At 46.2% G+C, this 13,964-nt stretch carries 13 protein-coding genes; 12 read left to right on the top strand and 1 reads right to left on the bottom strand.

The window, feature by feature from the left end:
- Position 1: 1 nt before the first annotated feature.
- The 9 genes from NYE58_RS27065 to NYE58_RS27025 all read left to right on the top strand — a co-directional run bounded on the left by NYE58_RS27065 (position 2) and on the right by NYE58_RS27025 (position 8,618).
- Positions 2–340 carry a PTS lactose/cellobiose transporter subunit IIA gene (locus NYE58_RS27065; protein ID WP_038572728.1) on the top strand — a complete coding sequence of 113 codons (339 nt, stop codon included), beginning with the start codon at positions 2–4 and terminating at the stop codon, positions 338–340.
- A 1-nt stretch (position 341) separates the two neighbouring features.
- Positions 342–647 (top strand): PTS sugar transporter subunit IIB, encoded by a 306-nt coding sequence (locus NYE58_RS27060; protein WP_036683292.1) that lies wholly within the window; start codon positions 342–344, stop codon positions 645–647.
- Positions 648–650: 3 nt separating this feature from the next.
- Entirely contained in the window at positions 651–1,949 is a 1,299-nt protein-coding gene (locus tag NYE58_RS27055; RefSeq protein ID WP_076128887.1) for a PTS sugar transporter subunit IIC, read from the top strand.
- Positions 1,950–1,967: 18 nt separating this feature from the next.
- The gene (locus NYE58_RS27050) at positions 1,968–3,428 is read left to right on the top strand and encodes a glycoside hydrolase family 1 protein (RefSeq protein WP_076218829.1); all 1,461 of its coding nucleotides are present in this window, start codon (positions 1,968–1,970) and stop codon (positions 3,426–3,428) included.
- A 229-nt stretch (positions 3,429–3,657) separates the two neighbouring features.
- Positions 3,658–4,854, top strand: a complete 1,197-nt coding sequence (locus NYE58_RS27045) for a sensor histidine kinase (protein ID WP_076218828.1) — start codon at positions 3,658–3,660, stop codon at positions 4,852–4,854.
- The gene (locus NYE58_RS27040) at positions 4,851–5,504 is read left to right on the top strand and encodes a response regulator (protein WP_076218827.1); all 654 of its coding nucleotides are present in this window, start codon (positions 4,851–4,853) and stop codon (positions 5,502–5,504) included. The genes NYE58_RS27045 and NYE58_RS27040 overlap by 4 nt, the downstream gene beginning before the upstream one ends.
- A 163-nt stretch (positions 5,505–5,667) precedes the next feature.
- Positions 5,668–6,846 (top strand): MMPL family transporter, encoded by a 1,179-nt coding sequence (locus NYE58_RS27035; protein WP_341003483.1) that lies wholly within the window; start codon positions 5,668–5,670, stop codon positions 6,844–6,846.
- A complete protein-coding gene (locus NYE58_RS27030) occupies positions 6,839–7,891 on the top strand; it encodes an MMPL family transporter (protein WP_341003481.1) in 1,053 nt (350 codons plus the stop codon). The genes NYE58_RS27035 and NYE58_RS27030 overlap by 8 nt, the downstream gene beginning before the upstream one ends.
- 22 nt (positions 7,892–7,913) lie before the next feature.
- A complete protein-coding gene (locus tag NYE58_RS27025; RefSeq protein WP_076220313.1) occupies positions 7,914–8,618 on the top strand; it encodes a glycosyltransferase family 2 protein in 705 nt (234 codons plus the stop codon).
- A 103-nt stretch (positions 8,619–8,721) separates the two neighbouring features.
- Here the strand turns inward: NYE58_RS27025 and NYE58_RS27020 are convergent, their stop codons facing one another.
- Positions 8,722–9,375, bottom strand: coding sequence for a GntR family transcriptional regulator (locus NYE58_RS27020; RefSeq protein WP_076128891.1), 654 nt, complete (start codon positions 9,373–9,375; stop codon positions 8,722–8,724).
- Positions 9,376–9,594: 219 nt separating this feature from the next.
- Here NYE58_RS27020 and uxuA point away from each other — a divergent pair, with 219 nt between their 5' ends.
- The 3 genes from uxuA (at position 9,595) to NYE58_RS27005 (ending at position 13,883) form a co-directional block, all read left to right on the top strand.
- Positions 9,595–10,671 (top strand): mannonate dehydratase, encoded by a 1,077-nt coding sequence (gene uxuA / locus NYE58_RS27015; protein ID WP_076128893.1) that lies wholly within the window; start codon positions 9,595–9,597, stop codon positions 10,669–10,671.
- Positions 10,672–12,282, top strand: a complete 1,611-nt coding sequence (locus NYE58_RS27010; RefSeq protein WP_076276788.1) for a mannitol dehydrogenase family protein — start codon at positions 10,672–10,674, stop codon at positions 12,280–12,282.
- 221 nt (positions 12,283–12,503) lie between these two features.
- Positions 12,504–13,883 (top strand): ABC transporter substrate-binding protein, encoded by a 1,380-nt coding sequence (locus NYE58_RS27005; protein ID WP_076128897.1) that lies wholly within the window; start codon positions 12,504–12,506, stop codon positions 13,881–13,883.
- The last annotated feature ends 81 nt before the right edge of the window (positions 13,884–13,964 follow it).

Raw genomic sequence — 13,964 nt, 5'->3', positions numbered from 1 at the left:
CATGGATTATGAACAAACGATTATGCAGATTATTGCCAGCAGCGGAGAGGCAAGAAGCCTTAGCCTAAAAGCGGTAAGAACCGCGCGCGCCGGAAACCTGGAAGAAGCGGGCGAGATGATTAAGAACGCCAAGACCAGCCTGACCAAAGCACATAAAGTGCAAACGGGGCTGATCCAGGCTGAAGGCCGGGGTGAAAAGACAGAAATTACGCTGCTGATGATTCACGCGCAGGATCATTTGATGAATGCCCTGACGGTTAGAGAACTGGCTGTGGAACTGATCGAAGAAATCAAAGAACGCAAAGCGCTCGAACTAGAATTGAAAGGATCGGTGAACTAAGATGAAAAAAATATTGCTCGCCTGTGCAGGCGGATTCTCGACAAGTATGCTGGTGGAACGGATGAAAGAATCGGCACGGACACAAGGGGTTGAAGTAGTTATTGATGCGGTGGCGGAGAGTGACATCGCCGATCAAAAGCCTTTTGACATCATTATGCTTGGACCACAAATGGGACACGCCGAAGGCGATCTGGCCGCAGAATATCCGAACATTCCAGTAACTACGATCGATATGATGGACTATGGCATGATGGATGGGGACAAGGTGCTGGCTACAGCACTTGAACTGATGGAGAAGGGGGCTTAAGTCATGGCAGGCGGCGCAGAATGGAGAGCCAAGATCCAGAAAGTCAGCACGAAAATCCAAAAAAACACCTATATCAGCGCTATTTCCAACGGTCTGATGGCCTTGATGCCAATTTTGATTCTGGGCGCTATTTTTTCCCTGATTAATGCACTCAAGCTTGATCCTTATCAGAATTTCCTGGAAAGCACTGGACTCAAAACTTATACTTCGATTCCGGCAACCGTAACCACTGATTTGATCGCACTCTACGCGGTGTTCTCCATCGCTTACAATTTCGCTACCCAACATAAGCAGCAAGGTTTTTCGGCAGGGATTTTGGCACTGATGAGTTTCTTGCTAGTTACACCAAAAGGACTACTGGATGATGGCGTGACCAAAGCATTTGGTTACTCCTGGTTAGGCGCCAAGGGATTGTTTGTGGCAATCATCCTGGCACTGCTGGTAGGTAAGATCTATACCTTTGTATTGGAAAAGAAATTCTATATCAAAATGCCGAAGGGTGTTCCGCCCACGGTCGAGAAATCTTTTGCCGCGCTTACGCCTGGTTTTATCGTAGCGGTTCTGATGCTAGTGCTGACGGCGATTTTCGCCGCAACGAAATATGGCAATATGCACGAGTTTGTCTTCTCGATCATCCAACTGCCACTGACTAGTCTGGGGGGTACCTGGTGGGCGATGCTGATCTGCATCTTCGTAATTCACCTGCTGTGGTTCTTTGGAGTTCACGGCACCTTGGTAGTCTATTCCGTTGTCGGCCCGATTTGGGTGGCTTTGGGACTTGAGAATCTGGACGCTTACCAAAGAGGTGTGGAAGGTACGCATATCATTGGTTCGCCGTTCTTCCCGGTTTATGTACTGATCGGTGGTGCAGGGGCAACGTTAGGTCTCATTATTGCGATGCTGTTTGCCAAATCTACACGTTATAAGACACTTGGTAAACTGGCAATTATCCCAAGTCTGATCGGTGTCAATGAGCCGGTGATTTTCGGGATGCCATTGGTGCTGAATGTTCGGTTTATGATTCCATTTATCCTGACTCCGCTGGTGAGTAGTGGTCTGGCGATTCTTCTGACGACGCTGGGTATCCTTCCTGTGCTGCATGGGATTCAGGTACCGCTGGGCATTCCGGTGCTGGTCAATGGCTGGATGAACGGGGGCTGGCGCGTAAGTGCGTTCCAGCTGGTTATGATTGGCGCAAGCTTCATGATCTACTATCCATTCTTCAAAAAAGCCGATGCCGAAGCGCTGGAGCAAGAGCAGCAGGCTGAAGCTAAAGCGGCAGCAACCGCTGCCACCCATTAATAAAAGGAGGCTCAACCGATGACTTATCCATTTCCGGAAAACTTCCTGTGGGGCGGTGCGGTAGCCGCCAATCAGGTCGAAGGCGCGTATAATGAGGGCGGCAAGGGTTTGTCCACTGCTGACGTAGTCAAATATTGTCCTCCTAAGGAACGGCAGAGCCTGGAACAGCTATTGTCCATGTCCGGTCCACAGCTAGAAGAGGCCGTACAGGATGATAATCTGGGGAATTACCCCAAACGCAGAGGGATTGATTTCTACCACCGCTACAAAGAAGATATCGCCTTGTTCGCTGAGATGGGTTTTAAGGTATTCCGTATGTCCATCTCCTGGCCTCGTATTTATCCGAATGGCGATGAGCAGGTACCTAACGAGGCAGGACTGCGTTTCTACGACGATGTTTTTGATGAGTTGCGCAAATATAATATCGAGCCGCTGGTCACCATTTCCCATTATGAAATGCCGGTGCACCTAGTCACCAAATACAACGGCTGGGAATCCAGAGAACTGGTGGAGCTGTTCGTCCGTTATGCGGAGACTGTGTTCACCCGTTACCGGGATAAGGTGAAGTATTGGCTGACTTTCAACGAAATCAACTGTACACTCAAAGCGCCGTTTCTGGGCGCAGGGATTATTCTGGATGGCAAGTCAAATGAGAAGCAGATTGCTTTTCAGGCTTTGCATCACCAGTTCGTAGCCAGTGCGCTTGCGATTAAGCGGGGCCGGGAGATCAATCCGCAGTTCCAGATCGGCTGCATGCTGGCCCGCAAGCTGCTCTACCCATATTCCTGTCATCCCGGTGATGTGCTGAAAGCACAAGCTGAGAACCAAATGGCAATGTTCTGCTCCGATGTTCAGGTTAGAGGCTATTATCCTTCTTATATCCGCCGGCATTTGGAGCAGCATGGAGTGACAATAACCATGTTGCCGGGAGACGAAGCTTTGCTGCGGGACAATCTTGTGGATTTTCTTTCCTTTAGTTATTACATGTCCTCAGTAGTCAGTGTAGATGAGAGTATCACGGCCACCACGGAAGGTAACCTGTCCACAGGGCTGAAGAATCCCTTCCTGAAAACTTCCGATTGGGGCTGGCAGATCGATCCAAAGGGGCTGCGGTTTGTGCTCAAGGAGATGCATGACCGCTACCAGCTTCCTTTGTTCGTAGTAGAGAATGGTCTGGGTGCTGCAGATGTGCTCGAACTGGATGGCACGATCCGTGATCCCTACCGGATAGAGTATCTGGCACAGCATATTGAGCAGATGGCGGAAGCCATTGCCGATGGCGTGGAGCTGATGGGCTACACCAGCTGGGGCTGTATTGATCTGATCTCGGCTTCCACCTCAGAGATGCGCAAGCGGTACGGCTTCATTTATGTTGATCAGGATGATGCAGGCAATGGAACGCTGCTGCGTCTGCGTAAGGACAGCTTTTACTGGTACAAAAAGGTCATAACCTCTAACGGTGCAGATTTAAGCTATTAGTGCGGGGTTATAGTTCTTGTCCATTTTTTACGAAAACCTTGAGAAATCAAGGTTTTTTTGTTTTTTTAATAGGGAATAGAGATCGTGTGTGCTTCTTCTTATAACGAAGTTTTATCCGGGAAGGCATTACAGACAAGGCGATCTCGATTGCCCAAACGTACATGTACTTTCGTACATTACCAACATGTAGGTTAAATCTTTATAATAGAGGAGAAGGAGGGTCAGCCAAGTGAAAGAAAGAAAAGCCGGACTATTGTTCATCGATGAATTGTTTGCGTCCAGATTGCCGCTTTTGATTTGGGTATCCATTGTATATATTGGAACTATGTTGCTGCAGTTTCTTAAGGACCCTCAAATATTATCCAGTTCTATATTTACAGGCTTATTCACGGTCCATATTTTGCTGCACTGGAACTCCTATCGAATCACTAATAAGCAATTTTGGTTTTATTTTTCGGCACAAGCAATTTTAATTTATCTTTGTGCGATTTTGATGCCGCAGGGGTACCAAGCAGTGTTGATGGGATTGCTTCCGGTCCTGATTGCCCAAAGCCTTGGTTTTTCATTTCGGATAAAAAGAATCGTCTTCGTTGCCCTTATTAGTATAATTTTGTTTTTTGATTCATCGCTTACTGTGGGCGATACCGATGAATTGATCGTATTTATGCCATTATTTGTTCTGATGCTTGTGATCGTTTTAGCGTATACATTATTGTTTTTTCAACAGGTTCGCGAGCGTCTCAGAATTCAGAATTTTTTGCATGATCTAAAAGAGGCCCATAAAAAGGTAGAGGAGCTGACACTGGCTAATGAACGCCAACGAATGGCTCGGGATCTGCATGATACGTTGGCGCAGGGAGTGGCTGGATTAATTATGCAGCTCGAAGCCGCGGATGCTCATATGACCAAGGGTAACACAGAGCGTTCTCAAGAAATTGTCAGACAGTCTATGAAGCAGGCTCGCACAACCTTAGCCGAAGCTCGTAGAGCAATTGACAATTTGCGGGCGAAATCAGCTTCAGAGATTGATTTTAGGGAAGCGGTCGATTATGAAACACAGCATTTCGGTGAAGCTACAGGTATCGTTGTAACCATGGATTTTAAGCTTACCAGACGGTTGTCTAGAGTAATGATGGAACATAGTTTACACATTATAAAAGAAGGTCTGACCAATATCGCCCGTCATGCCCGGGCTGACAAGGTGTGGATTACCCTGTCCGATCAAAATGAGCGGCTTTTTATAGAAATCAGAGACAATGGTTTGGGATTTAACACAGACGCCATCGGCAAGGATGCCGGACACTACGGTTTACTCGGGATTCAGGAGCGGGTAAGGCTGATTGGAGGAGAATTGAAGGTGCGCAGCAGTTCAGCTGGAACAAGCATTCAGGTTGAGACATCATTTAGTGAGGGAGACCCTACATGACGCAAGTGAAAATTCTGATCGTAGATGATCATTTTGTTGTTCGGGAAGGCTTGAAGCTGATCCTGGAGACGGATGAACAGTTTCAAATTGTTGGAGAAGCGGTAAACGGGCAGGAAGCTATAACCCTTATAGATGAAGTGCGACCGGATGTGATCCTGATGGATTTGAATATGCCGGTCATGAGCGGACTGGAAGCCATGAAGGTATTGAGGGAGAAGAACAACTCCGTTCCAGTTATTATTTTGACGACTTACAACGAAGATGAATTAATGATTAATGGACTGGCCTTGGGTGCGAGAGGTTACTTATTAAAGGATACGAACCGGGAAAATTTGTTCAGGAATATTGAATCGGCGATAAGAGGAGAAACCTTGCTCTCAGCAGAAATCATGGAGAGAGTGATTTCTGCTCGCGAGCAGCAGAAGGCTTCGGCTCCGATTCATAAAGAAGTATCCTTGTTATCCGATAAAGAAACTCAAATTCTGCAAAGTGTAGCGCAGGGCTTCAAAAGTAAAGAAATCGCCTTTGATTTGGGAATCTCAGAACGTACTGTAAAAGCTCATCTGACGAATGTTTACAACAAGCTAGGGGTAGATTCGCGATCGCAGGCAGTGGCGGCCGCTTTGGAACGGGGGATTTTACATATGTAATTTTGAACATGCGAAAGAAATCTTTCGCATGTTTTTTTTGCGGACTAATGGGCTGCCCGAAAGGGCAGTGCGTGTCCGCCCCTTTGGACGATGTTAGCAAGACTTCTCTTCTATAAGATAAAGGCATAGAGAAAAACATTAGTATAGAGGAGACGATACTGAAATGGCCAAATTATTGTACCGGCTTGGGTTCTGGTCGGCGAGCAACCGCGTTAAAGTCATTCTAGGAAGCATTGCCATCCTGCTGATCTCGGCAATCGTAGCTCTTTCGATGGGGCCTAAGCTTCATGAGGGAACTACTATCCCTGGACTGGAGTCCATAAAAACGATGGAACAGATGTATCAGGAATTTCCCTCCATTGTGGATAACAGCGGCAAAATTCAGTTGGTGATGAAATCACTAACGGATGAAACCTTATCCTCAGACACAACTAAGCAATTAATTGGTGCACAGTTAGAGGAAGTGGCTAAGGATCCGGCGGTCACAGCAGTAGTAAGTCCTTATGACAATCATTCGGTAAGTGCAGATGGCAAAATTGGCTATGCCACCATCTCATACAATACTCCAGGTAGTGATGTTACAGAAACATCAAAGGAACGTGTGCTTGATGTGGCAGGTATTTTGCGTGATGCCGGCTTACAAGCTGAATTAACTGGCTCTGGTTATGTGAAAATGGAGATCGGCGGCGTTACAGAAGGGATAGGGGTGCTCATTGCGCTTCTTGTTCTCACCGTTGCTTTTGGATCTGTTCTGACGGGGATCTTACCGATTCTTACGGCAGTCATTGGTCTTGGTACCGGCGTGATGTTGATCATCATCGGCTCGAATTTCTTCGACACCCCTTCTTTTGCTCTATCTCTGGCCAGCATGATTGGTTTGGCAGTGGGGATCGATTACGCGTTGTTTATTATCTCAAGATATCGGCAACAGCTTGCCGAAGGTTATGAAAGAAAAGAAGCAATTGCGATTGCGAACGGCACGGCAGGGAGTGCGGTTGTCTTTGCAGGCATAACGGTTATTATCGGTCTTGCGGGAATGTCGGTGATTGGTATTCCTTTTCTTACCGCAATGGGTTTAGCCGCTGCGCTTTGCATTTTCGTGGCTGTTCTCATCGCTATTTTTATGGTTCCTGCTATCCTCGAAGCGATGGGAGGCTTGATCAAAGCCAAATCGAAAAAAAGTTCCAAAGGTTCAACCCGCAACAAAAAGAACGAGACTCGAGGTAATTTATGGGGGGGGGTTTGTTACCGGGCGCCCATGGTTGGCTGTGATCCTTGGTGTAGCATTGCTGGGCACTATTGCAATACCTTTCTTCAACATGGAGACAGGCACCATGGATGATGCGCAAAAATCGCCGGAATTAACTGAGCGGCGGGCATACGATCTGATGACAGAGGCATACGGTGTGGGGTATCATAGTCCGCTCGTTATCCTAGCCGAAACTGATGGTGGACAAGATGCTGCAGCCAATCTGTCTGGGGCGCTGGAACAACTTAGAACCTATCCTAACATTGGTACGATTGCTCCTGCTGTTCCTGGTCCTTCCGGAAAGATTTCTTTGATTCATGTGATTCCGGCTACCGGTCCTGCAGATAATAAAACGGTAGATCTGGTTAAACAAATTCGCAGTCAAGCAGCAGAAATCGAGAGTCAAAATCATGTGAAACTGAAAGTAACCGGGAGCACAGCCGTAAATATCGATATCTCTCAGAAGCTGAACGAGGCGCTGCCTGAATTCTGTATCATCATCGTCGGCTTGGCTTTTGTTCTTCTAGTGATGGTATTCCGGTCCATCCTGGTTCCCATCAAAGCGGTCCTGGGATTTATTCTTTCTTTGGGGGCTACATTAGGTTTCATTACCTTCGTCATACAGGATGGACATTTGCAAAATGTGTTCCATTTTAATGGGCAAGCTCCCATACTCAATTTTCTCCCAATCATGGTCGTCGGCATTTTGTTCGGACTTGCCATGGACTACGAAGTTTTCCTCGTCAGTAGAATGCGGGAAGAATTTAAGAAAAGTGGGGATGCCAAAAAGTCCGTTCTGGCCGGTATTCATCACAGCGGCGGGGTAGTTACAGCTGCAGGACTGATCATGATCTCTGTTTTCACGGGATTCATGCTGGCAGAAGATCCGAACATCAGGGTGATGAGCTTTGCACTTCTCTTTGGGGTTTTGTTCGATGCTTTTGTTGTCCGGATGCTCATCGTTCCCGGTGTAATGACTTTGCTGGGAAAATCAGCGTGGTATTTGCCGAAGTGGCTCGATCGCTTGCTTCCTAACCTGGATGTAGAAGGTGAGGAAGTGATGAAGGCGGTTGAGAAAAAACAATTAAGACTAGTGAGGGATCCTAAAACCAACCTCTCTACTGAACTCCTAAAATAAGTGGATAGTGAGGTGTTGCTCGATGACTCACCTTTCCGTGGTCGTACCTATTTTTAATGAAGAGGAAAATATATACGATCTTTACTTAAGTATTACTGAAGCATTAAGAGGGAGAATTGAGCATTACGAAATCGTACTGGTGAATGATGGAAGTAGGGATCGTAGTGCCGTGCTGTTAAATGAAATCGCACAGATGGATCAAGCGGTAAAGGTCATTCATTTTGAAAAAAACTACGGGCAAACGGCAGCCATTTGGGCGGGGATAAAAAATTCCCAGGGCGAACTGATCGCCCTTATGGATGCAGCGCTACAGACAGATCCACGGAACATCTTTAGATTAATGCCTTTCATCAAGAAAAGAGATTTTGTAAATGGAAAATGGGCAGATCATAAAGATACGTGGTTTAAGAAAGTTTCTTCAGGTTTCGCGAAAAAAATCCGTAATTGGATTATTGGAGGTTCAATTTATGATATAGGCTGTCCTATGAAGCTCTTCAAAAGGGAGGTAGCTGACAGTTTCTATTTATATAATGGAATGCACCGCTTTTTGCCCACGGTGGCTAAGATGAACGGCTTTTCAGTTATTGAAGTTACGGTAACCCATCAAGCGAGGAAACACGGAAACTCTAAATATGGGGAAATCAATCGTGGCGGTATGGGTTTCATGGATGCCATATTGATTGGCTGGCTCAAAAAGAGAGTCATTCTGTATCGGATTAAGAGATAATTGGATTTAGAGAACGTTATGTAAATTGAACAAGAGACATCACGGAGAATTCCATACGATGTCTCTTTGTTTGTTTTAAGGCAGTAAGCTGCCTTTTAGCTGACTATTTCTTTAAATATTCCGAGAAATTCTCCTGAAAATCCAGTGAATGAATATCTTCCCGGAGATGGTGGTGGATTAGCGGGCCGATTTTGGCGGTTTCTTTTTGCACCATAAGCTCAAGAATGGATTGGTGTTCGTTCCAGATTTCTTCCAGCTTGTCGGTCTTAAGCATGTGCAGTCTGCGGTACCTGAGATAATGTACATTCGACTGCTGGATCAGAGTCCACAGATACTCACGTCCAGCAAGCCTGTACAAGGCCCGGTGAAACTCGTCGTCTAAATTAAGGAAAGAATCTACAGCATTCTCCTGCCCGATGACCTCTTTCTGTTTCTTAAGAATTTCTTTAAGCTCGTGCACTCCTGGTAGTAAAAGCTGTGCAGAAAGATCCTTGAGGATCTCCTTTTCCAGTGTGCAACGCAAGTATGTGATTTGTTCAACAGATTCAAGATCAATAAAGGAGACAATATTACCTTTTTTCGGATAGATATCGGTATAAGATTCCAGTGCAAGCTGTTTGAGAACATCACGCAACGGCGTACGTGAAATCTGAAACCGCTCAGACAAGGCTGTTTCACTCAGAATGGTGCCTGGCTTTAACGCCAGCGTGAGGATTTCTTGCTTCAGTGTGTTTAGAATTTCAGCTTTAATTGACATTTCTGTTCCTGCTTTCAATTGTTAATGACAGATACAGTACTAGTATACATGATAAGTTCGTTCATTAAAATCATTGGGATGAAAATAGGGTGGATATTCCTTGATTTCAGGATAAAATTCCTGATCAAATTGTGATTGACAAAGAATTGTTCTTATTCTATGATCAAGTAAATCTTGTATACAAGATAGTTGAAAACGAATTCACAGGAGGGTTTATCAATGAACATGACGTGGAGATGGTATGGCGAGGGCAATGACAATATCACGCTGGATCATATTCGGCAGATTCCGGGTGTTATGGGGATTGTCTGGTCTTTGCATGAGAAAGTAGCCGGAGAAGTGTGGGAAATGGAACGGATCCAAGAAGTGGCGGACCAAATCACCAGCAAGGGTTTCAGCACGGCTGTAGTAGAAAGCGTCAACGTTCATGATGATATCAAAATCGGCTTGCCGACCCGTGATAAATATATCGATATTTATATCGACACTATTCGTAAACTCGCCAAGGTTGGCGTTAAGGTGATCTGCTATAATTTTATGCCTGTTTTCGATTGGACCCGCACAGAGCTGTATAAAGAGTTGCCTGATGGCTCGAATGCTCTCTTTTATGAAAAGGCTGCCATTACCGATAATCCGCGTGAGATGGTGGACCGGATTCTGAAGGGAGCTGGAAAGTTCACAATGCCGGGCTGGGAGCCGGAGCGGCTGGCAAAGCTGGATGAGCTGTTTGCGGCTTATGCGGATGTGACGGAAGATAAACTGTTCGACAACCTCCAGTATTTCCTGGAACGCATTATTCCAGTATGCGAGGAAGTGGACATCAAGATGGCTATCCATCCGGATGATCCGGCTTGGCCGATCTTTGGACTGCCGCGTATTATCCGCAATCGGGATATGATCCGCCGCTTCTTGGATTTAGTGGACAGCCCGTACAACGGTTTGACGTTCTGCACAGGGTCACTCGGCACGAATCCGGATAACGATCTGCCAGCGATGATCCGCGAGTTCCATGATCGTATTCATTTTGCCCATATCCGCAATGTGAAGGTATTTGAGAACGGTGATTTCATTGAGGTGTCGCACCGTGGGCGTGACGGAAGTGTTGATGTGGCCGAGGTGGTCAAAGCCTATCATGAGAACGGATACATTGGTTATGTACGTCCGGATCACGGGCGGCATCTGTGGGGGGAAGAGAAGAACTGCCGACCGGGTTATGGCTTGTATGATAGAGCTATGGGCATCATGTATTTGCTTGGTGTTTGGGATAGCTTGGATAATGTCAAGGAGGCAAAATAAATGCTGCATCTGACCAGAAGCAGTATCCAAGGGGAAAAAGCAGCTTGGAAAGCTGCTGGTGTGGAGCTTCCACAGTTCGACTATGAGCAGGTAGCAAACAATACACAGCTTAAACCGGAATGGATTCATTTCGGTGCAGGTAATATTTTCAGAGGATTCGTGGCAAATGCTCATCAGAAGCTGCTGGATAGCAGAAAGTCGGATACAGGTATTATTGCGGTGGAAACCTTTGATTTCGAAATGATTGATAAAGTCTACAAGCCCTACGACAATCTGACCCTTTTAGTACTGATGAATGCTCGTGGTGATTTCCACAAAAGAGTAGTCAGTAGTATTGTGGAGGGAATCGCAGCGGACAAAAACCGCGAAGCGGAGTACCGTCGATTGATCGAGGTGTTCGAGAATCCCAGCCTGCAAATGGCTAGTTTCACCATCACGGAGAAGGGTTACTCGTTGACGGATCCGTACGATAAATATTTTGGCATTGTGGAAAAGGATATTGAGAGCGGACCGGAGCATCCTGTTCATGTCATGAGCATTGTAGCTTCGCTTGCTTATCGAAGATATCTGAAAGGCCAATATCCGATGACCTTTGTCAGCATGGACAACTGCTCACACAATGGCGACAAGCTGAAGAACGGTGTTGTGTCCATCGCTAAGGAATGGGCCCAAAGAGGACTTGTTATAGAAGACTTCGTGCGTTATCTGGAAGATGAACGAGTAATAACCTTTCCATTGTCCATGATCGATAAAATCACACCACGTCCTTCGGAGAGTGTACAGGCAGCGCTTCTGGAACAGGGAATTGGTGATATGGATGTGATCATTACCTCCAAAAACACATATACCGCTCCTTTCGTAAATGCTGAGATCAGCGAATATCTTGTAGTGGAGGATAACTTTACGAACGGACGCCCACCACTAGAGGAAGCCGGAATTATTCTTACGGACCGGGAGACAGTCAACAAGGTGGAGACGATGAAAGTAACGACCTGCCTTAATCCGCTGCATACGGCGCTTGCTGTTTCCGGTTGTCTGCTTGGCTACACCTTGATCGCGGATGAGATGAAGGACGATACTTTGCGGAGGTTTGTGGAGATAATCGGTTACAAAGAAGGCCTGCCCGTCGTAGTGGACCCGGGGATTCTCAGTCCAAAGCAGTTCCTGGACGAAGTCCTTACGGAGCGTTTTGCCAATCCATTTATCCCCGATACTCCGCAGCGGATTGCTACAGATACTTCGCAGAAGGTGGGTATACGGTTCGGTGAAACTATTAAATCCTATATTCGACGGGAGGAGCTCGATCCAGCGCAGCTAACGGCGATTCCACTGGCTATCGCTGTGTGGTGTCGTTACTTACTTGGAGTGAATGATGCTGGAGAGGTCTTCACATTGAGTTCAGATCCGTTACTAGAAACACTGCAAGGTTACCTGCAGGGAGTTTCGCTTGGAGACCAAACCGCAAGTGTGCGCCCCATTCTTGAAGATGAGCGACTTTTTGGGGTTCCGTTGTACGAGATTGGTCTAGGTGATAAGATTGAGATTATGTTCCAGGAAATGATGGCAGGCCCAGGAGCGGTACGGAGAACATTAGAGCACTATTTAAAGTGAAGGCTAGGCAGTTAAGTAGATTTGAATTAATATAGAAGAAAATAAAGCGAAAAAAGTCCCGAGGCAATCAATCGGGGCTTTTTTTTGTATGATTTTAAAAAATCCAAACAAAGTGTGAAAAGAATCTTATGTAAAATGAGAAGGACGAAAGTTAAACTAAACACATGACGAATAACCGGTGTTCGTCAACTGAGCGACGAATTTTGAGGGGGTTCAACACCATGTTCAAAAGAAAAAAAAGCTGGGCACTTGTCATGGCTTCGGTCATGTTGGCTGGAGGCGTGTTAAGTGGTTGCGGAAGCAGTAACAATAACAACAACTCGTCGAATGCCAGTCCCCAGCCAAGCAGCTCGACTAGCGACAGTGGTACTGAAACGAAAGATTCCGGCAAGAAGACAACGCTTACGTTCTGGGCTGCGGCTACTACGCCGGACCGTGATGTATTCTGGCAAAAAGTTACGAAGGAGTTCATGGCTGAGCATCCGAATATTAAAATCGAATACTTGGGCGTGCCTGGAGATTTGAACGGTTATATACAAAAGCTGAATGTCGCTATTGCTGCTGGACAAGGGCCGGACCTGATCAATAACTTTACGTCCGACTTTATTGCACGCGATGTGCTTGAGCCAATCGATTCTTATTTCGATAGCTGGGAAGGAAAGGACAAGATCACAACGGGTTCGGTTACCTCAATGAGAGCAGCGGATCCGGTTGACAAGAAGTTATATGGATTGCCTTATGGCGTTCTGCCTTGGATGGAATGGATTCGTTCGGATTGGCTGAAGGAATCAAATCTACCGAATCCGGACACATGGGATCAATTCTTTGACAACGCACAGAAGTTGACTGACAAGTCCAAGGATCGTTACGGATACTCTATACGGGGTGGAGCCGGAAGTGCTACCTCGCTGGAATATCTTATGTACTCATACTCGGGAATTACGAACTATTTCACGCCAGAAGGCAAAGCCACGATCAACGATCCACTGAATGTAGAGTTTCTGGAGAAATACTTGAGCGGTTATAATGTCAATACACCTGAAGATGACTTGAACAAAGGTTGGACGGAATTGGCTGCTTCGTTCCAGTCCGGCAAGGTAGGTATGATTTTCCATAACCTTGGTTCCGCAAGCGCTCACAGTAAAGCATTCAATGACGATTTAACCAAGTTTACAGCTGTTCCATTCCCTATGGGTGCCAAAGGCTATCGCGTTCACCCCGGCGTTACACCATCGGTGATGATGATGACAAAGAACTCCGAGAATAAGGAAGCAGCATGGGAATTCATGACGTATTTCGTAACGCACAATGATAGTGAGTACGGAGAGCTCTATGGCGAAATTCCGACTTATCTTGATGCATTGGATGCTGATTGGATTGTAAACGTGCCTTACGTGAAGACGGGCGCAGACCTGATGAGCTCACCGGACACGAAGTTTACCGATAATCCCGTTTATCTGCCGGGCTATAACAAGGTTCAGACGAATATGGAGCCTATGATCCAGAAGGTAATGGCCAAAAAGATGAGTGCCAAAGAACTATTGGATGAATGGGCAAAGCAGCTTGAAAAAGAAAAAGCAAGTTTTGACTCTTCGAAATAAAACAGTTAATATCCCCGAACAATAAATAATCTCAGCAGGCGGGCTCTTGATGATACTTGGGCCGCCTGTCTTTTGAATGAC

The organism is Paenibacillus sp. FSL L8-0708, from assembly GCF_038009325.1.
Taxonomy (GTDB): domain Bacteria; phylum Bacillota; class Bacilli; order Paenibacillales; family Paenibacillaceae; genus Paenibacillus_AQ; species Paenibacillus_AQ odorifer.
The sequence above is the reverse complement of the archived record's forward strand: the minus strand, read 5'-3'. Positions and strand labels throughout refer to the sequence as shown.